Origin of the sequence: Actinomadura sp. 3N407, assembly GCF_052245875.1 — a bacterium.
In the GTDB taxonomy this organism is placed as follows: domain Bacteria; phylum Actinomycetota; class Actinomycetes; order Streptosporangiales; family Streptosporangiaceae; genus Spirillospora.
In genome coordinates this window covers 22,861-40,640 of record NZ_JBQQBP010000005.1, presented here as the reverse complement: position 1 = coordinate 40,640, position 17,780 = coordinate 22,861, and the positions used below count along the sequence as shown (strand labels likewise).

Here is a 17,780-nt window from a genome sequence, read left to right as displayed (position 1 = left end):
GCGGCTGACACTGGGCAACAACGAGGACCTGCCGCTCGCCACCGATCACAAGGCCGACCCGCTACGGCCGCTGCTCGGCGCAATGGCGGGACTGCGGAAGGCTGACTACGCGGCCGTGCAGATCCTGGCCCGCCCCTGCACTGGGCGCCGTGCCCGCCGCGCGATCCGCACCGCCTCCCGGCTGCGAGGCGGCCGTTCCAAGAGCGCGCAGGGCGCCTTCTTCGACCTCATCACCCCAGGCGCTGGCTTTGACCACGGCCGGCCTACCTCCAGCGAGATCGCTCAGCTGTATCCCGAGCGCGCACAGCAGGTGAAATCCATCCTGGCCAAAGCGAGCAAGCCGCGGTTCGAGGTCGAGATCAGGTACGCCCTGGGCACCACCCGTCACGGGGTCAGGCCCCAAACGGTCCGTACGAGTTCAGACCGCGTCGCCGTACTGAGCGCCCGGCGCAAGGTGCACAGCGGGCTCCGCGTAGGCGCACGCGCGATCTACGCGACCTTCTCTCTGTTCACCTCGGGGGACCAGCACCTACGCACCCGGCGCCTGCTCGCACCGGGCCGGCGGATGGCAGACCGCCATCTCGGACGGGGCTACCTGCTGAACGTGGATGAGCTGGCCGCGCTCGCTCATCTGCCCTACGACCTGGACGCGCCGGGGGTCATCCGCGCCGGAGCCCGCTCGTCGTTCCCCTCTCCGGCCGTGCCCTCTGCCCGCATGCCCGGCCAAGCGGTGCGGATCCTTGGGGACAGCGACGCCGGGACACCGCGCCCGGTGGCTGTCACCGTCGCCGACGCCCGCCAGCACATGCACGTTCTCGGCCAGACTGGCACCGGAAAGTCAACCTTCCTGGCCGGGCAGATCCTCGCCGACGCCCAAGCCGGGCGTGGCGCGCTGGTCATCGACCCCAAAGGCGACCTGATCACCGACGTGTTGGACCGGCTGCCCGAGCGAGCCGTCGGCAAGACGGTGGTGTTCGACCCCGCCCAGCCCGGGCGGCCTCCGTGCATCAACGTACTGACCGGGCCTGACCCGGTGTTCGCGGTCGAGGCGATCGTGACCACCTTCCGGCGCTGCTTCGCCGCCAACTGGGGTCCGCGCATGGACGACGCGCTCCGCTCGGCCTGCCTGACCCTGGCCAAGGTGTACGGGCCGCACGCCAGCCTGGCCGACGTCCCGACCCTGCTGACCGATGCCGCCTACCGGGCCCGCACCATCGCCCGACTCGGCAACGACGTCATGCTCCAAGGGTTCTGGAGCGACTACAACCAGCTGTCACCCGGCGGACGCACCGCCATGACCGGTCCGATCATGAACAAGCTGCGCGCCGTGCTCATGCGACCCTTCGTCCGCGACGCGCTGTCGGGTTCGGCCTCCACCGTCGACCTGGGCAAGATCCTCGACAGCGGCGGCCTCATCCTCGCCCGCGCCGGAAAGGGGATCCTCGGCGAGGACGCCGCGCGGCTGCTGGGATCGCTGCTGCTTGCCCACACCTGGCAGGCCATCACACCTCGCGCACATCGACCTCAGGACGCCCGCCGCGACGCCGTCGCCCACATCGACGAGGCGCACAACTTCCTCAACATTCCGGGCTCTGTCTCCGACATCCTCGCCGAGGCCCGTGCGTACCGGTTCTCGCTGATCATCGCGCACCAGCACCTGTCGCAGCTTCCCCGCGACCTGCGCGACGCCGTCTCCGCCGACGCACGAAACAAGATGTACTTCGCGATCTCGCCCGAGGACGCCCACGCGCTGACCGAACACACCGGCCGTTCGATCACCGAACACGACCTGTGCCACCTGGGCAGGTACCAGGCCGCCGCCCGCATCATTCACAACGACGCACCCATGCAGGCGTTCACACTGCGCACTCGCCCGCTGCCCGAGCCCATTCCGGGCCGCGCCGAGGCGATCAGGCAGGCCTCACGCGAGGCGTACACGCCCGCCGACCACGGCCCGACGCCCACAGCCCGACCGAGGGCACTCACCAACCCGTCCTCCGGCCCCTTCGGCGCTGCCGACTACGCGGACCTGGACGCGCCCGACACCGAAGGTGATGGGGAGGGCGAGGAGTGACCAAGCCGAGAAGGCCCGCCCAGCGGCTACGCGAGCGGGAAGCCCGGCCGCCTCGCGTGACCGCCGCACTGATCGCCGACCTGGCGCACCGCCTCACCGCGCGAGACCGCGCGCTGCTCACCCTGGTCTGGGAACATCGCGTCCTGACCAGCGACCAGATCACTGCCCTGTTCTTCCGCACGTCCGTACGCACCCACCAGCGCCTTCGCCAACTCCACGAGTTGCACGCGCTGTCGTCGTTCCGGCCGTGGACTCCGAACGGGACGGCCGCCAAACACTGGGTGCTCGGTCCCGCAGGCGCCCACGTCCTGGCCGTGGAACAGGGCGTCAGTCTCCGCGAACTGGGCTACCGGCACGAGACCGCCATGGGCATCGCGGTCTCACCACGACTCGGCCACCAAGTCGGCGTCAACGACTTCTTCGTCCACCTACGCGCCTACGCCCGCAACCGCGACGACGGCGCCCGCTTGGTCCAGTGGTGGCCGGAACGCCGGTGCGTCTCTAAATGGGGCGACCATGCCCGCCCCGACGCCTTCGGCCGATGGAGCGAGCCCCGAAACCAAATCCCGAGGCAGGGCCCGCCAGCCGAGGTCGCCTTCTTCCTCGAACACGACACCGGCACCGAACGCCTCGCCCGCGTCACCGCCAAACTTAACGGCTACACCGCACTCGCCCGCGAGACCGGATCAACCACACCCGTCCTGTTCTGGCTGCCCAGTGCCGCCCGCGAGGCGAACCTCCGCAAGCTCCTCGGCGTCCCCGGAGTCCCGGTCGCTACCGCCGTCCAAACACCCACCACCTCAGGCGAAGGCCCCGCTGGGGCCGTCTGGCTACCTGCCGGAATCAGGGGCCCCCGCCAACGGCTCACGGCCCTCGCCGACGCATGGGAATTCACCATGTAGCCGCCACCGCCCCGCCCGTAGGCGCCCCGACGTAGGCCCGCATGGGGCCCCGGCGTGGAGCCCGCACGGGGGGTGGCCACCGCCGCCCCACGGTCGCCCCTATGCGCCGGACCACGGCCGCCCGGCCCCGGGGGCCATCCCGCCACTGTCCGAACTGGCTACGGCCGCCACAGCGGCGCGCGCGCCGCTGTGGCTACGAGTGCGGCAAGGTCCGGGGCGCGCGTACGTACGAGAAGACGGTGGCGTTCGCCCGTGATCCGGGGGAACGCCACCGTCGCATACCCGCCGCCGGGCCCAACGGCCCGGCGGGCACGTCAGGCGGTCACGGCACGGGACGCGCCCCCGTCATCGGTCACCGGAGCGGCCGCCCGGTAGCGGACCGGCTTCTCCGACGTCATGACTGCCTCGCCCCTCTCGGCCATGGTGGCCAGGGCGTTGGCAACCGCACCGGACGACCGCTCCAGCACCCGCCCGATCTCACCGGGCGTGAAGTCGGTGTCCGGGTGGGCGGCCAGGTGGGCGATCACCTCGGGGCGCAGGGGGCGCGGGGCGGCCCGGTGCCCACCGTTCCGGTTGCCGTTGCCGCTACCGGCGGCCGTCCCCGTGTTGCGGACGGTGGCTTTGGTGGCGCGGCGGACCTCAGCAGTTGCCGCGTACACCCGCTCCAGTCCGGCGGTCATGGCGTCGTCGTCCTCAGCGGCCACCGCTGCGTAGGCGGTCGTGGCCGCCGCGATCAGGTCCGACAGCGCCCGCCGGGTCGCCTCGGCCGTCTGACGCCGCGCTAGTTCGGCGACCGCCTGCGCCCGCCGGGCCTCCTCGTCGGCGATCGCCTTCTGCAGGTCGGCCTCAGCGGCCGCCCGCCGGTCGGCCTCGTCCTGCATGATCTTCACCGCCGCCGCGATCGTGTCCGCCGACACACCCGCCGGGGCCTCACCGTCGGTGCCATCCGACGTGCCGTCGGACGGGACGGCGGGAACCGGCGTCCAGGTGTCGGTGTTGGTGCCCTTCGCGCCCGGGGGCCGCGTGATGTGTCCGGCCGCCACCAACTCGGTGAGGGCGTTCTTCACCACCGCCCGCGTGAGACCGGTCGCGGTGGCCAGGGCGGGGATGGTCGCATCGGGGGTTGCGGCCACCGCGCCGAACACGGCCGCACCGTCCCCGCTGACGCCCGCCGGGACGGCGGGGGTAGTCGGGGCGGCCGGGGCGGTAGCGGGGGCCGTGGCGGCAACCTGGGCGTCGGTCGCGGTCGCGGTGGTGGTGTTCGCTGCCATTTCATGACTCCTTTTCGATGACACCCGGGCGGCATTTTTGCGGCCGGGTTTCGGTGGCGTGTTTTCTGTTGCAACACCACCGTCACTCGATACGGCGCCATCCTCAAGCCGACGGGCCCATAAATTACGTCACCAAAACGGCTGGAGAGGCTTCCCTGACATCGCCAACCACCAAAACATTTACCGATCAGACACAACAAACAGCTTGACTCGCACCCATCAGCGGCGCCGTCCGGACACTCAAATATGAGTCGTCTTGGCGACACAGGAATCTCAACGGGCAGGCCCGGCCGAGTCCGTTCGGGCGGACTCGACCCGCGCTGCGTCAGTGGCGGCGGCCTCGCCGTGCATCCAAGCGCCGTCCCCCTCGCACGGCGCGGGGGCACCGCCTTCACCCGGCCGGCACATGGAGACTCTGGCATGCGAGGTAGATGGGCCTGGGTAGGTCTTGGACCACAGCCACCCACGACCACGCGCGCGCAACTACTACCGGTCGTCTGTAGGGACGAGTCGGGAGCACTACAGGCTGCACAGAAGCCTCACCTGCGACTATGCGCTAGCCCTGGGCTTCTCTTCATAACGTGAAGGTCCAGGGAAAGGGGCTGATGAAGGTCCAGGAGAAGGGCTGAGCAAGCCTCTTCCCTTGACGACTCACTACCCGTATAGGACAGCGGCTCCGTCTCCGCCCGATACCGAGCAAAGACGGAGCCGCCTCACGCGAGCTGGCTATCCTTGTCGCGAGGGTCCAGCCTGGTAGGCACAGGCTGGACCCTCCTATGACACCAGATGGACCGGTGCCTGCGCGTCGACCTCCAGCTTGCGGTTGAGGTCGAGGTCGACCCAGACCGTATGCCCGAGCGTGCTACTGCCGTGCATGCCGAACATGAGCGCCAGCTCGTACAGGATTCGTAGGCCCCGGCCGCCCTCGCTGTAGGAGCCGCCGTACCCCTCAGGCAGGACGGTCGGGATGCCGTGGCCTCCCATGTCGGTGACGGCGACGTAGACCGGGTTGTCGCAGACGACCTCGAGACCGAACCATCCGTCACCTCCCTCACCCGAGCGCGTGTGCCTGACCGCGTTTGCGGCGAGTTCGCCGACGGCCAGCGCGACGACGTCCACGCAGGGCATCCCCTCGAACAGGGTCTCAGCGAACGCGCGTGCAGCCCGCACCTGGTCGACACGGCCCGGGTACACCCGACGCCACTGCATCTTCTCCGTTGCCCACAGCCATTCGTTGGCCGTCACACCGACCAGTTTTGCATTTTCCATGTCGCTTGTTCCTCCTTTGTTCGCCGTCCGTCACCGATGACCGGCCTGCGTGCCACGGACGGCCGGATGACAATTGATGCTCAGCTCGGCAGGAAAGGTCAAGTTCCGATCCATCCTTCAAGAACTGCACCCACCCGGTGCCACAAATGCCCGACCTTCTCCGTCCGCCCGGCCAAAAAACACCTCGCGATGAGACCGGCACCATTAGGCTTCTTTGAACACACTCGTCACGGCCGGGGGGACCATGGAAGCTCAGGAGATCGAGGTCAAGTACCGCGTGATCGAGCAGGACGCGCTGCTACGCACCTTGGCTGATCACGGAGTCTCGTTGTCCGCGCCGGTCCTCCAGGAGGATCAGGCGTACGCCCCGGCGTGGTGGGGCTACGGCAAGCCCAAGACCGGTGTCCCGTTCGGCCGTCTGCGGACAGTGCAGGGCACGCACCTGTTCACCGTGAAGACCCCGCAGGACAACGAGATGGCCTGCCTGGAGGCCGAAACGGTCGTGGCCGACCCCGGGCAGATGCACGAGGCGTTGCTGCAGATGGGGTTCCGTCCGACGATTCGGATCGTCAAGCGGCGTCGGACCGGCCAGGCGGGGCGGTGGTCGTTGTGCCTGGACGAGGTCGAGGGCGTGGGACCGTTCCTGGAAATCGAGACGGTGACAGCCGCCGACGAGCCGGGCCTGGCCGTCCAGGCGCAACTGGATGCATGGGCGACCGGCCTGGGCGTCAAGCTGGAGCGAGTAACCGACACCTATGACTCGCTCGTCCGCCTCGCCCAGCAGCACAGCACCTGAATCGATCAGAACAGCGCGCCACTGGATGCCGGGTCGGTAGTGGGCAACAGGTTGGGGACGACGTCCAGGGTCACGGTGAGCGCCGCGTGGTCGGTGAGCTTGCTGTCGCGGGTCTCGTGGAGGTAGCGGCAGTCGGTAATCCGGTCGGCGAGTGCCGGCCCGGCGTGGAAGTAGTCATAGCGGTAGCCGTCGCCGGTGCGGCCGATCCAGGAGTGGGCCTGTTCGTCGGGGTGCAGGCTGGCGTAGGTGTCGACGTAGCCGGTCGCTTCCAGGGTCTCCAGTAGGCCGTACTCGAACGGCAGGAAGCCGCGGTGACGGGGCTCGTGGTCACGGCTGATGACGTTGTAGTCACCCCCGACGAGGGTGTTGCTCGCCAGTTCCTGCGGCAGGCAGGCCAGGGCCGTCTGGAAGGAGGTGATGAACTGCTGCTTGCGGGTGGTCTTGCTCTGACTGCGGTCGCGGCTGGGAACGTAGACGGCGACGGCGAAGACGCGCGGCTCGCAGTCCAAAAGGCAGGCGGCGACCCGTCCGGGCACCGTGACACCGCCGAGCTTCGCCGACGAGTCCTCGAGCACCTTGACGCTGCTGACGATGGCCGCGCCGCGCTCGTTCTCGTCTGGGGACTTGATGACGGTGTGCCCGGCCTCGCGGAAGCGTTCCAGCAGGTAGGCCGTGCCGGGTCCCGCGCTGGTCTCGGTGAGCAGCAGGACCTGTTCAGGGCGGGCGGACAGCCACTCCAGCATGGCTTCGGCACGCGGCCGGGCGGCCGCGCCGAGGTTGACGGTCAGGACCGAGAGCACGACAGGGGGTTCCTTTCCCAGAGGTTCAACAGTTCGATGCGGCCGAGCATGGCCTTGACGACGTCATCGGGTGCCAGGCCACGGCAGTCGATGCGCGCTTGCCGCCAGCGTCGCCGTCCCAGGAACGCGTACGCCTTGCGGTACAGCCCCAGCTCACGGCTCGGCGAGCCAGCCCGCTCAAGCCTGCTGAGAACCTGGCGCTCCTTCAAGCGGGTCGCGATGACCGCGGGGTCCTCTTCCAGGTAGAGGGTGAGGAAGGGGCGCGGCGCGAAGGCGTTGTAGCGCCAGATCTCTGCCAGAGGTAGACCGTCGAGCCGTTGCAGGACCAGTGAGGAGGGCAGGTAGCGGTCGCTGATGACGACCTTCCCGGCGGCCAGTGCGGGTTCGATCTCGCCGGCCACGTGGGCGGCCCGGTCGGCTGCGACAGCGAGCGCGAGTGCCCGGCCCGATAGTTCCGCCTCGGTCTGCCGGATCAGGGCTCCCAGGTGGGTACGGCTCGGCTCGGTGGTCAGGTGGACCGAGTGTCCGTGCACGGCGAGCCGGGTTGCCAGCAGGCGCGCGCTGGTCGACTTTCCGACCCCGTTGGGGCCCTCGATCGCCACGAAGATCCCGGTCACCTCGCACGCCGCCCGATCTGCAGCAGCGGCTTGCCGTCGATCTGCGGGCACTGCTCGACGTCCACCTCACCGATCCGCTCGCCCCGCGAGGCCACCGCAGCCGGACAGCCCTTCCCGCACGTGCCGTTCAACGAGCACGATCGGCAGGTGGAATTGCCGCCCATCGCGAGGCGCCCCGCCAGGTCATAGCCGTCCAGTGCCTCGGTGACGTCGCCCGCCAAGATGTTCCCGACGAGGAACTCGGTGTCGGCGTACTGGGACTGCGGAGTCCGGGCGGCGAACACCAGGTAGGGACACACCGCCGTGGCACCGTCGGCGAAGACGTAAATCAGCTTTCCGGCGTCGCAGCCCGCAAGGGGCTTGTCCTGGTTGGGGAAGCGGATGTGGACCAACTCCACACCCTGTCCGTCGAACCGCCTGGTCGCCGTCTCGATGGCGCGCATCGTCTCCTCGGGGGCGGCCATCCGCCCCTGCGACTTGACGCCGCGCCCGAACGACGACAGCGGGTTCATCAGGACGTACTCGGCGCCGATCTCCACCGCGAACGCGCACAGGTCCGCGAATTCTTCCGGGTCGGTCAGCACGTTCGGCGTCGACAGCAGCCCCTGCAGCAGGCCGGCGGCCGCAAGCCTCCGGGTGGTCTCCACCGTCACCTCGAACGAGGCGACGTTGCCGCGAAACTTGCCATGCGATGCGGGCCGAAAACCGTCAAGGCTGACGTTGACGTGCACATCGCTCAGCGCGGCGAGCTCGGCAATCTGCTCGTCGGTGACGCGGGTGGCGTTGGTGCACACGCCCGCCGGCAGGCCCGCCTCGATGACGGCGCGGCAGATCGGCAGCAGTTCGGGATGGACGAACGGCTCCCCACCGGTCAGCGTGATGCGCTCGACCCGCGCGGCCCGCAGCCGGGGCAGCACCTTGCCTGTGAAGTCGGCCAGCGAGATGTCGCCGCCCACGGCCGTCGAGGACACGAAGCAGTGCGCGCAATGCAGGTTGCACCGTTCGGTGATCTGCACCAGCGCCTTACGCTCTCCCTCCCCCACCGACGTCCGGAAGTAGCAGGAGCTGGCTTGGGTGTCGAGAATCAAGGACCGTCTCACTCTGGGCCTCCCGCCCGTCCGAGGTGTCGAACATCTCCGAGCCCGGCCCGTCTTCGATACGCCGCCGCGCCCGTCCAACCAGACCTCACCCGCCCTTCCTTCGGTCACCGCAAGGAGGGCGGTCGGTACGAGCACTCGGGCAGGTGTAAAGACTCCCTGCTCCGTCCTCCGCCTCGGCCAGGTCGGCGCGAAGCTGCTCGACCTTGCCGCGGGCCACCGCCAACGTCTCCTCGACCGTGCCCTTGAAGAACCGCCCCGTCAGCGCGTCACGGATCGCTTCCTCGACCAGCGCCCCGCAGACCTCGAACGGCACACACTCACCGGGCTTCACCGCCATGGCCGGCCCACCGCCCGCAGGATCTCCTCAGCCAGTTGATCCGGGCCGCCCGCCTCGACCAGCCTTCCGAGCCCGAGGCCCGGCACGTACGCCCACCAACGCCGCGTATACGGCCCCCACCAGCACTGCACCCAGGGGAATCGTTCGCGCAGCCCTTCGGCGGCACGCTGCATCGAAGCAGCCAACAGAACGGGTGGACCGCCGCCCTGAGCGGGTGTCGAGAGTCCGGAATGCACCCCTGGCACCCTTGCGCCCCGTTCTTCTTCTTTCATGGGGAACAGCTCCTCCGGGGTGGCGGTCAGTGAGTCGAGGCCGACAACGCAGCGCGTTCGGTCGGCTACCTGATCGTCATGTCCGGCTGACATTCGTGGAAGGCGCTACCACTCCCCCGACTAGAAACAAGGCGCGGGCCATTCCGAACAAGACTCTCCGCCGTTCAGAGGCCGTGCGTAGCCTAGATTTCATGGACGAGCCTCTGGGTTTCTGGTCGACTCCGGCCGTGAGTCAGGCCCTCGCCACCTGCGATGTGCCGGCCTTGATGGAGGAGATCCGAAAGGCCAGGGGCTGGAGCCAGACCGACCTCGGTGAGGCGGTCGGCTACACACAGAGCTGGGCATCGAAAGTGCTGCGCGGGGAGACCTCGCTCACGCTCGCACAGGTCCGCATCATCATCCGCCGACTCGGCATCCCCGCAGAACTACTCCGATTCGGCGATCACCAGACAGACGAGGAAGATCCCACGAATCGCAGGCAATTCGGCAAGCTCGCCACCCTGGCCCTCTTGCCCTCACCCCGTACCGCGCTCGCCACCGGCGAGAACACGGCCGCCGATCTGACGGCCATCACCGGCTCACAGCGGCGTCTTGACGCCTCGTTCTGTTCCCGCGACCTGATCGACGGCGTCCGCTCGCACCTGGAGCTGGCTGTCCGAGCACACCGCACCGCAGGACCGCACGCCGCCGCCGTCGCGGCCGCAGTCAGCGAAGCCGCCGGTTTCGCGGCGTGGCTGTCGATGGACATGCTCGACCTCGGCAGCGCCCGCACCTACTACCGCCAAGCGATCACCGCGGCCAAGCTCGCCAAGAACGACGTGCTCGCCGTCTACATGACCGGAAGCCTCGCCGCCTTCGAGATCGACGCCGCCGGCGACCCGCTACTCGGCCTCGCCATGATCGACAAAGCCCGCAAGACACTGCCGCCCGGAGCGGGAAGCACACCCACCGCCTGGCTCGCCTCCCTCGAAGCACTCGCGCACGCCTCCACCCCACACCCCGACGAGCACGCCGCCACCCAAGCGATCAGAACCGCGGAACACGCCATCGCCCGTACTGACGGCCCACCGCCCTGGCCCTGGGTCTACCCCTTCGACCTGACCAAGCTCGCCCGCATCCGCGCCTCCATCGCCGTCCGCCTCGGCCAACCCTCCGAAGCAGCCCGCGCGTTTGGCGAATCGCTCCCGACCGCCCAACCGGCACCCAAGCAAGCCGCACTGACCACCCTGGAAGTAGCGACCGCAGCCTGCCAACGCGGCCAAACCGACGAGGCGTTCACCCTGGCCCTCGACGCCCTCAACACCGGCATCACCTACGGCTCCGAACGCATCATCAGACAAGCCCGCCAGTTCCGCTACAGCAACGCCCCCACGACCACGCCCACCGTCGCCCGCTTCGACGATCGCCTCAGAACAACCCTGCTCTAGGAGAACCCGTTGCGCATCGCCATCTCCGGCCACCGCTCCCTACCACCCGCCACCGAAACCCTGGTCGCCGAAGCGCTCGACGAAGCCCTCTCCCCCATCACCGACGTCATCACCGGCCTGACCTGCCTCGCCGACGGCGCCGACACCCTGTTCGCCCGAGCCGTCCTCGCCCACGGCGGCCAGATCGAGGTCATCGTCCCCGCAGAGCACTACCTCGCCGGCCTACCCGGAGAGCACCACGCCGAGTACCGCAAGTTCATCGCCCAAGCCACGCAGGTGCACCGCATGCCCTATACCGAGTCCACCAGCGAAGCCCACATGGCCGCCAGCCAACACATGCTGACCCTCGCCGACGAACTCTGGGCCGTCTGGGACGGCCAACCCGCACGCGGCTACGGCGGCACTGCCGACGTAGTCCAAGCCGCTCACGACCTCAACAAACCCGTCCGCGTCATTTGGCCCACCGGGGCTAAACGAAACTGACCTTGACAGTTCAGGGCTCGTGATAACACGGTCGAGACGCGGACGACTTTCTCTGCAGTTGATCTACATCAGGTTTAGATCATCCCAGGCCAGGAGAGCATCTGGTTCATCAGAAAACCAAGCATAGGAACCTCGGGCAAGCTGCGGCAACGCCCTTTTGGCTTCAGAGGCAGTCCGAGAGCCAAATGCCGTCAAAAATCTACACCGATCCTCTTGAAGACCCTGCGATATCGCCCACTGAAGCAAGTCATGCTTACGCTCCTCAGTGATAGGTCCATCAGAAGCCACGACTTCAATAAACCAGAAGGTATCGCGGTCAGTGGCGAGGTCTGCGAGCAGACAGTCCGGAAGTAGACGTGTCTGGTCTACTTCCAACCCCATAGAGGCCAACCCCTGACCGTCCAACAGATTTATCTTCTCTCCAGGTTGGGACACAAAGAGGAGACTCGGCTGGTCAAGCTTGGTAGCAAAATGCTCAAGAAGAGCCTTCAAAATGACACTACTGGGACCGGCGTGCAATGTGCGGCTGCCGCCATCAGGGAGGTGCACAGTAACACTTCCAGCACTCCGTGATGGATCATTTTGGATTGCAGCTCGACGCCGACCGGTCGGCGTCAAATGCGTGCTCTGCCAAGCACGAATTTGCTCGTCAAGCTCTTCTTCGGACAAGCCTGGAAGCAATAGGCCGGCAAAGCCCGGCTCTAGCGTATAGCGAGGCTTTGAGGAATTAGTAGGAATCTCCGTCGCCGTCAGTACAGCACCGTTGTTTCGAAGCGCTTTCAGAGATTCATCGCGGACCGGCTCTCGGCTGTTGTCGGCGTACCAAAGCGCGCCTCGATCGACTCCCCAAATGTCGCACATTTGGCGAACAGCCTTCTCGCCGTCCTTGCTGACAGCCGCCTCATAGTAAGCGAAGCGAATGTGATCCTCACGGTGGGCGGCGATCGTGTCACTCATCCACGTCACCAGAGACGGACGGATCGGGTTTTCGTTTCCGATGGACCCGACATACATGGCAGCGAAGGCGATGGCCGCTGCTGCTGGGTTCGCAGTATAGGTCACTCCCGTGATTGATTTCGGGAGGATCTTATTCAAGCGCTCCTGGTACGCGTCTCGGGAATCAAGGAGCGCGGGAAGCTCCGGCCGCTCAGCGTTCGTCTCGGTCACAGAACCAGACCATATACGCAGGCGATCTCTTTTTGAAGTAGTTCGTCAGCGACTTCACCAAGGAGAGCGATCGTCTTGGGCGGAGGCAGCGGCAGGGCCGACAGCTCGTAGGCAGAGACTGCTACGGAGCCAGTCAGACACCGGTACAACCGGTCGGCTGCTTCCGAAGACAGCAGGGCAGTAAGAAGCCGGGGCGAGAGCTTCGCCGGAGCCAGCGCAAGCTGCGGATCTGCGGTGAGAACATTGACATGGTTCTCGACCGATACACGGCCGCCCCACGAAGCGAGGGACCGGCTATCCAAGGCAGTCGCCAGTAGCCGGCGAGGCTGCTCCGGAGCAGTTGTCCTCTGCACCAGTACTGCTGGCCGGTCAAGCACCAAGACGCGTTCGTCGCGCTCCCGCAAGGTCAGGTAGCGCAACTCGTCTCGTGAGGGGTCCTGGTGGAGTACTCCGCCATCCAGATCCGCGGCCCAAATGATCTTAACCGCGTTGCCCGCCGGGTGGTCTGACAGTTGGGACTTGTGCCGGTTCCATACAAGTGGCCCAGTCGATACCGACCAGCCGTAGTCAGCTAGGCGGTACTTCATGCCTTGTGCAGCACTGATGAGGCTGACATCTTCTTCAGTCCTGGGTAGAAGCCACGGCCCATCGACCGGACGACGAAGGTGTCCACGCCCGATCGCAGTGCTGACAGTTTTGCCGTTGAGTGTTACACGTCCACATACCACGGCACCATGCGAGGCACCTGATTTAAAGGTCGCCAGCACAGTCTCTTGCAGGACCCCGGTTGAAAAGACTCCCGACCGGCCGCCAACATAGGTGAGTCGCTTTAGCGGCGCAGAGGAAGCAAGGAAGCTACGGAGGCGCTGGAAGTAGGAGCCACCTAGCCAACCAGCGGGCACAAGCGCCGACATGGCCCCGTCGGGTGCTAGATACTCCGCCATCGCACCCATGAAAAGGCCGTACCGGTTGGCGTGGCCAAAAAGGACATGAGACCAACGCTCTCGATCGCGCTCGTCTAGCCGCACTCGCCCGTATGGTGGATTTAGTAGTGCAAGTTGCGGAGAGGTCGGCGGGGCTTGCAGACCATCACCGACGCTCAGCAGAGTCGGAAGTGCCGTCCTGGCGGTGGCGTCAATTTTCGCCCACATCGGCAGCAACTCAGCTGCCAGCAGTACATTTCCCAGCCACACTGCGGCCACGTCCAGGTCTCGGCCGCCGACAACTGTTCGGCTTTTCTCAATTACCTCACCCGGGCCGCAGTCGGTATGGCGCCTCAGCCAGTCACGCAGGGCAGGCAAGAGCAGCATCCCCGCCCCACAAGCAGGATCCCATACCAGACCCTCTGGTGGCCGCTTCAAAACGGCAACAGCCTGATCATAGAGCGCTTGCGCAAGGGGAGCCGGAGTGTAATGACGACCGTCTGAGGTGCGGACCTTGCCGTCCAGAGCAGTTACATACGCGTCTGCCAATTCTTCGGGAGAAACGTCATTGAGATCATCCCGAGTTCTGATCTGTTCATATGCTTCTGCTGGGAACGGAGCAGGGGCCGCCAAGGCTTCTTCCAGACTCCGTACCTCATCAAGGGGGATGCCTGCGTCGACACAGCGGTTCCGCCACCAACCCGGCACAGCTGCCAGTACGGCCAAGGCATCTTCCGACACCCCCTCGGCCGCTGTCGCCGACAGTACAGCGCGCTGCGAGCGATTCGGCCGGGCTTGCGGCACCGCCTCCACCACAGTCACTTTCCCCCCTTTTCCCACATCACGGCGGAACACCCCCCGAGCCGCCGTCGGTCCGCTGGTACGTCACCGGGCGCATCAATCGTATCGATGCGATCAAGCCCCTGCTTGCTCAACCGACCGCCTGTTTCAGCGAACAACCTGGCGTGTCAGACGTCTCAGACAGGCGATACTGCCCCGTCGCATGCTCTAGCGTTAGATCCGTCATGCCAGTGCAGCGTGCCTGCGCAGCGGCGTGCATCACGGTTGAAGGCCCCCAGGCCGACCTTCAGATCTGGGGGCCTTCATCACAGAGGCTCCCGGACGGCGCGAGGCCTTCCCCACCCGCCCAGCTCAGACAGGAGCAAGAGCCGGCCCCTGTCGATCCACGAAGACTGGCCAGACGTGCAGCACCTACGGCCGCGAAGACTGTCAGTGCCCGTGTCTAGGCTCGGCGGTGGCTCAGTCCACAGAGGTTGAGGGGGAGCAGATGGGAGCAAAGTTCGAGTTCGATGAACGAGCGTTGAACCGCCTGGTGGAGGGCAAGCTCAAGGAGATGTCCCGTGAGTTCGAGCGGCTCGTCGAGCGACTGACCCGGCAGCTGCGGGGTCGTCCGGTCAACGAGATCAAGCCCGTCCTGAAGCGCGAGTGGAAGCGGGTCGCTGACGGTGATCTGAAGGACCCACAGCTCACGACAATCGCAACGGCCATCTCCGAAGGGACCAAGGTGGACTTCAACGTGGAGATGTGACGTGCTACGTCCTGCCGCGTTACGGCACCGCCGGGAACGGCAGGGCGGCGCGTAGGGGGTAGGTGGGTTGGGAGAACTGGCTTGATCCGTCCTCGGACACACAGTTTGTACATGGCCGGGCAGTTCCGAGCATCCCGGAGCGCCTCTCGGAGCCTGGAATCCCCCGAGAGGGTAGATCTTTTCGCGGTTTGATCACCTCCTTCCGCCGTGATTGTGGACGCCGTCAGCAGACGGGCCGCAATTGGCGTGCCAGAACGGCGCGTGCAACGCCGCACCATGTGTGGTGGTGTCAGCCATGGTGAGCTCGGGAGCCGTCGCCAGCCGGCTGGCCGCCAAGGGGTACGTCACACGCGAGGTGGACCCGGACAACAGGCGCACCGTCGTCGACTCTTTCGACTGGCCGTCGACGTGCATGTGCTCGTACACCGAGCCGGTGGGAGCGCGCACGCTGGACGGCAACGGCATTTCGACCGTCACGATCTACGTCCGCGACAGGGCCCACAAGATCATCGGGTATGCCGAGTGCAACCGGACCGCCTCGTCGTGCATCACCGGCCAGACCTGATCATTCGCCCACCACTTCATGAGCCGCGTTCTGGTGTGACGAGGTGCAACCGGTGTTCGTCGTCCAAGGCCGCTGCGCACGGTAGGACGTCCAGGGGTAGTGCGGTCTTTCCGGCTGCGATTGTGGTCGTGGGCTGTCTTGGGTCCCAGCGGGTCCAGGCCCCGCCCGGTGGTGTGGAGGCGGTTACCCAGATCTGGCGGTCGTTTCCGATCACCGAGGCCAGGAAGCCTTGCGGATCGGCCGGGTTCGGCATCGTTCCTACGGCGGCGCGGATGCGGGCGTCGGACGGGCGGCCGTGCGCCGTCCAGCGTGTCGGTTCCCATCTCGTCCAGCGGCAGCTCCATACCTGGCCGCTCGGGGAACCGACGACCACGATGTCGAGCGCGAGCGCGTCGGGCGGGTCCCGCACGGGCTCGACGCCTATCGCGGCGACGATCTTCTCGGCCGGGTCCGGGACGCCCAGGTCGCTCCACTCGGACGCGTCGACGTCGGTCATGTGCACCCACAGGCGGCCGTCGTCGGTGATGACGGCGGCCACCGGCAGCCGGCCCTCCGCGTGCAGGGGCGTGCCCGCGCCCGCGAGCGCGAAGATCTGCCGGCCGGGCGGTGTGTCGAGATCCTTCCAGCGCCCGAATTCGGCGGAACCAGCGTGCAGCCAGAGGCGGCCGTCGTCGGCCAGGACGTACACCGTCGAACCGTGGTCCATGTCGGTGATGATCGGCGCCGTGGCCGCCTTGACCGTCCTGCCGGGAGGAGTGCCATGGTCCTTCCAGGTCCAGCCGGGATCACCCGCTGATCTCGCCCAGAGGTGGCCGTCGCTGCCCACCACGAACATGCGGTCCGGCTCTGGGTCGGTGCCGGTTGGTGGAACCACGCCGACCGGCGCTATGGCGGTGACGCCCGGCACAGGCGGACCGTGGTAGATCCAGGAACTTGAGGAGTCGATGAAGCCCTCGTCCAGGTTCGCCCATACGCGGCAGTCCCATACCTCGCCGTTCTCGTCGACGGCGAAGACCGTGACCGGACGGTCTGAGACGTCCGGATCGGGGACATCGGTGTAGGCACCGACGACCGCGACCAGTGCGCCTGGACGCCCGTGCTTCTCCCATCGGACGCCCGTCTCGTCGGACTCGAAGGACCAGAGGTCGGCGTCCCAGGACGCGCCCGCGGCCCACACGCGACGCCGGCCGGCGTCTGACGCTAGCTCGACGGCCGTGGACGGGCTGACGACCGCAACGTCGCCCGGAGTGGTTCCCAGGTCCGTCCAGTCGCCGGTCAGCGAGCGCATCCAGATGTTGTGGCCGACGCGGGCCAGGACGACGGGCTCGTCCCCGGGTCGCGGGTCCGGGCCCTTGTCCACGACCACGGCCGCGCCGATCTCGCGCGGGACGGGCGGCTGCCCGAGGTCGCCCCATCGCCAGTCCCGGCCCGAGCCGATGACCATGGGGAGGGTCGTGGCGGCCGTGCCCACGATCGCGCATGCCTGGAGACGGCCGTCGCCGGCGCGCAAGCTCGTCGCCGACAGCGCGATGCGGTCATGGCCGCCGGGTGCCGGCCCGCCCGGATCGATCCAGGTCCAGGCCGCATCTTCGAGCATGGCGATCTTGAGGGCGGGCGCGAACGTCTCCCGGTCGTTGACCACGGCGAAGACGTGCAGCTGCGGTTCCGTCGCGGGCGCGACGGACGCCAGGGCCGTGGCCAGTTGCACGGCGATCCAGTCCTGGTCCGACGCGAGCCGCCACCAGATGGCGTCGGGGTCGATGCCCTGGCGCATCCACGGCCGTCCGCCGGCGCTGCTGACCACGAGCGTGTGACGGAATTCCGCGTCATGGCTCGCGACGATGTCGCCGCAGGCCGCGAAGTTGTCCCCGGCGGCGTCCGGGCCGGGGCCGGCCAGGCCGGTCCACGGCGTCGGCGTCGCCTCGGGACGGTGCAGCCAGACCCGCAGGTCGTCGCCGACCACGGCCGGTGTGGTCGGGTCTGGTTCGAGGAGGGTGGCGTCCAGGACCTCGATGGCGCCGGGCGGGGTTCCGACGTGCTCCCACCGCCATCCAGAGCCGTCGCGTCTGCGCAGGTAGAGGTGGCCGCCGGCGGTGCCGGCGGCGATGGCCGCGGCGGTTCCGGCGGCCCGCACCCGGGTGATGTCGCCCGGGCCGCCGAGCCCGGTCCAGTCGGCGGCCGCCATCAGGGCGTCCGGCCGGGAGAGGTCTTCATCGGACGAACCTCCG

At 67.4% G+C, this 17,780-nt stretch carries 16 protein-coding genes; 7 read left to right on the top strand and 9 right to left on the bottom strand.

Translation table 11 applies throughout. The features are described from left to right. Nucleotides 1-82: 82 nt before the first annotated feature. Nucleotides 83-2,074: a type IV secretory system conjugative DNA transfer family protein gene (locus ACTWPP_RS13630; protein WP_443104600.1), complete on the top strand. Its 1,992-nt coding sequence runs from the start codon at nt 83-85 to the stop codon at nt 2,072-2,074. Next, nucleotides 2,071-2,976, top strand: coding sequence for a replication-relaxation family protein (locus ACTWPP_RS13625; RefSeq protein WP_443104599.1), 906 nt, complete (start codon nt 2,071-2,073; stop codon nt 2,974-2,976). The genes ACTWPP_RS13630 and ACTWPP_RS13625 overlap by 4 nt, the downstream gene beginning before the upstream one ends. A 314-nt stretch (nt 2,977-3,290) precedes the next feature. On the opposite strand, the gene ACTWPP_RS13620 is transcribed toward ACTWPP_RS13625, so the two are convergent. Together ACTWPP_RS13620 and ACTWPP_RS13615 are read right to left on the bottom strand one after the other, a co-directional pair. Further along, the gene (locus tag ACTWPP_RS13620) at nt 3,291-4,247 is read right to left on the bottom strand and encodes a hypothetical protein (RefSeq protein ID WP_443104598.1); all 957 of its coding nucleotides are present in this window, start codon (nt 4,245-4,247) and stop codon (nt 3,291-3,293) included. 774 nt (nt 4,248-5,021) lie between these two features. Then, nucleotides 5,022-5,516 carry an ATP-binding protein gene (locus ACTWPP_RS13615; protein ID WP_443104597.1) on the bottom strand — a complete coding sequence of 165 codons (495 nt, stop codon included), beginning with the start codon at nt 5,514-5,516 and terminating at the stop codon, nt 5,022-5,024. A 244-nt stretch (nt 5,517-5,760) separates the two neighbouring features. Here ACTWPP_RS13615 and ACTWPP_RS13610 point away from each other — a divergent pair, with 244 nt between their 5' ends. Then, entirely contained in the window at nt 5,761-6,312 is a 552-nt protein-coding gene (locus ACTWPP_RS13610; RefSeq protein WP_443104596.1) for a class IV adenylate cyclase, read from the top strand. Nucleotides 6,313-6,317: 5 nt separating this feature from the next. Here ACTWPP_RS13610 and ACTWPP_RS13605 read toward each other — a convergent pair whose 3' ends face one another. The 4 genes from ACTWPP_RS13605 to ACTWPP_RS13590 form a co-directional block, all read right to left on the bottom strand. Beyond that, nucleotides 6,318-7,112: an endonuclease/exonuclease/phosphatase family protein gene (locus tag ACTWPP_RS13605; protein ID WP_443104595.1), complete on the bottom strand. Its 795-nt coding sequence runs from the start codon at nt 7,110-7,112 to the stop codon at nt 6,318-6,320. Next, nucleotides 7,097-7,729 (bottom strand): dTMP kinase, encoded by a 633-nt coding sequence (gene tmk, locus ACTWPP_RS13600; protein ID WP_443104594.1) that lies wholly within the window; start codon nt 7,727-7,729, stop codon nt 7,097-7,099. Before tmk ends, ACTWPP_RS13605 begins: the two co-directional genes overlap by 16 nt. Beyond that, nucleotides 7,726-8,817, bottom strand: coding sequence for a radical SAM/SPASM domain-containing protein (locus ACTWPP_RS13595; RefSeq protein ID WP_443104593.1), 1,092 nt, complete (start codon nt 8,815-8,817; stop codon nt 7,726-7,728). Before ACTWPP_RS13595 ends, tmk begins: the two co-directional genes overlap by 4 nt. A 97-nt stretch (nt 8,818-8,914) precedes the next feature. Continuing rightward, entirely contained in the window at nt 8,915-9,166 is a 252-nt protein-coding gene (locus tag ACTWPP_RS13590) for a hypothetical protein (protein ID WP_443104592.1), read from the bottom strand. A gap of 463 nt (nt 9,167-9,629) precedes the next feature. Here ACTWPP_RS13590 and ACTWPP_RS13585 point away from each other — a divergent pair, with 463 nt between their 5' ends. Then, nucleotides 9,630-10,865, top strand: a complete 1,236-nt coding sequence (locus ACTWPP_RS13585) for a helix-turn-helix domain-containing protein (RefSeq protein ID WP_443104591.1) — start codon at nt 9,630-9,632, stop codon at nt 10,863-10,865. Between the two features lie 9 nt (nt 10,866-10,874). Continuing rightward, on the top strand, nt 10,875-11,348 hold the full coding sequence (locus ACTWPP_RS13580) for a hypothetical protein (protein ID WP_443104590.1): 474 nt from the start codon (nt 10,875-10,877) through the stop codon (nt 11,346-11,348). A 63-nt stretch (nt 11,349-11,411) separates the two neighbouring features. Here ACTWPP_RS13580 and ACTWPP_RS13575 read toward each other — a convergent pair whose 3' ends face one another. Both ACTWPP_RS13575 and ACTWPP_RS13570 read right to left on the bottom strand, forming a co-directional pair. Beyond that, on the bottom strand, nt 11,412-12,515 hold the full coding sequence (locus ACTWPP_RS13575) for a BsuBI/PstI family type II restriction endonuclease (RefSeq protein ID WP_443104589.1): 1,104 nt from the start codon (nt 12,513-12,515) through the stop codon (nt 11,412-11,414). Beyond that, the gene (locus ACTWPP_RS13570) at nt 12,512-14,260 is read right to left on the bottom strand and encodes a hypothetical protein (RefSeq protein ID WP_443104588.1); all 1,749 of its coding nucleotides are present in this window, start codon (nt 14,258-14,260) and stop codon (nt 12,512-12,514) included. Before ACTWPP_RS13570 ends, ACTWPP_RS13575 begins: the two co-directional genes overlap by 4 nt. Before the next feature lie 433 nt (nt 14,261-14,693). On the opposite strand from ACTWPP_RS13570, the gene ACTWPP_RS13565 reads away from it, so the two are divergent. Together ACTWPP_RS13565 and ACTWPP_RS13560 are read left to right on the top strand one after the other, a co-directional pair. Next, entirely contained in the window at nt 14,694-14,987 is a 294-nt protein-coding gene (locus ACTWPP_RS13565) for a hypothetical protein (RefSeq protein WP_443104587.1), read from the top strand. Nucleotides 14,988-15,282: 295 nt separating this feature from the next. Continuing rightward, nucleotides 15,283-15,552 (top strand): hypothetical protein, encoded by a 270-nt coding sequence (locus ACTWPP_RS13560; protein ID WP_443104586.1) that lies wholly within the window; start codon nt 15,283-15,285, stop codon nt 15,550-15,552. Between the two features lie 16 nt (nt 15,553-15,568). Here ACTWPP_RS13560 and ACTWPP_RS13555 read toward each other — a convergent pair whose 3' ends face one another. Then, nucleotides 15,569-17,737 (bottom strand): hypothetical protein, encoded by a 2,169-nt coding sequence (locus ACTWPP_RS13555; RefSeq protein ID WP_443104585.1) that lies wholly within the window; start codon nt 17,735-17,737, stop codon nt 15,569-15,571. Nucleotides 17,738-17,780 lie beyond the last annotated feature (43 nt).

Excerpts from the sequence above, each read along its gene's own strand:
- ACTWPP_RS13585 (WP_443104591.1), top strand. The coding sequence starts at position 9,630 with ATGGACGAGCCTCTGGGTTTCTGGTCGACTCCGGCCGTGAGTCAGGCC.
- ACTWPP_RS13610 (WP_443104596.1), top strand. The coding sequence starts at position 5,761 with ATGGAAGCTCAGGAGATCGAGGTCAAGTACCGCGTGATCGAGCAGGAC.
- ACTWPP_RS13630 (WP_443104600.1), top strand. The coding sequence starts at position 83 with ATGGCGGGACTGCGGAAGGCTGACTACGCGGCCGTGCAGATCCTGGCC.
- ACTWPP_RS13555 (WP_443104585.1), bottom strand. The coding sequence starts at position 17,737 with ATGGCGGCCGCCGACTGGACCGGGCTCGGCGGCCCGGGCGACATCACC.
- ACTWPP_RS13615 (WP_443104597.1), bottom strand. The coding sequence starts at position 5,516 with ATGGAAAATGCAAAACTGGTCGGTGTGACGGCCAACGAATGGCTGTGG.
- ACTWPP_RS13620 (WP_443104598.1), bottom strand. The coding sequence starts at position 4,247 with ATGGCAGCGAACACCACCACCGCGACCGCGACCGACGCCCAGGTTGCC.
- ACTWPP_RS13560 (WP_443104586.1), top strand. The coding sequence starts at position 15,283 with ATGGTGAGCTCGGGAGCCGTCGCCAGCCGGCTGGCCGCCAAGGGGTAC.
- ACTWPP_RS13590 (WP_443104592.1), bottom strand. The coding sequence starts at position 9,166 with ATGGCGGTGAAGCCCGGTGAGTGTGTGCCGTTCGAGGTCTGCGGGGCG.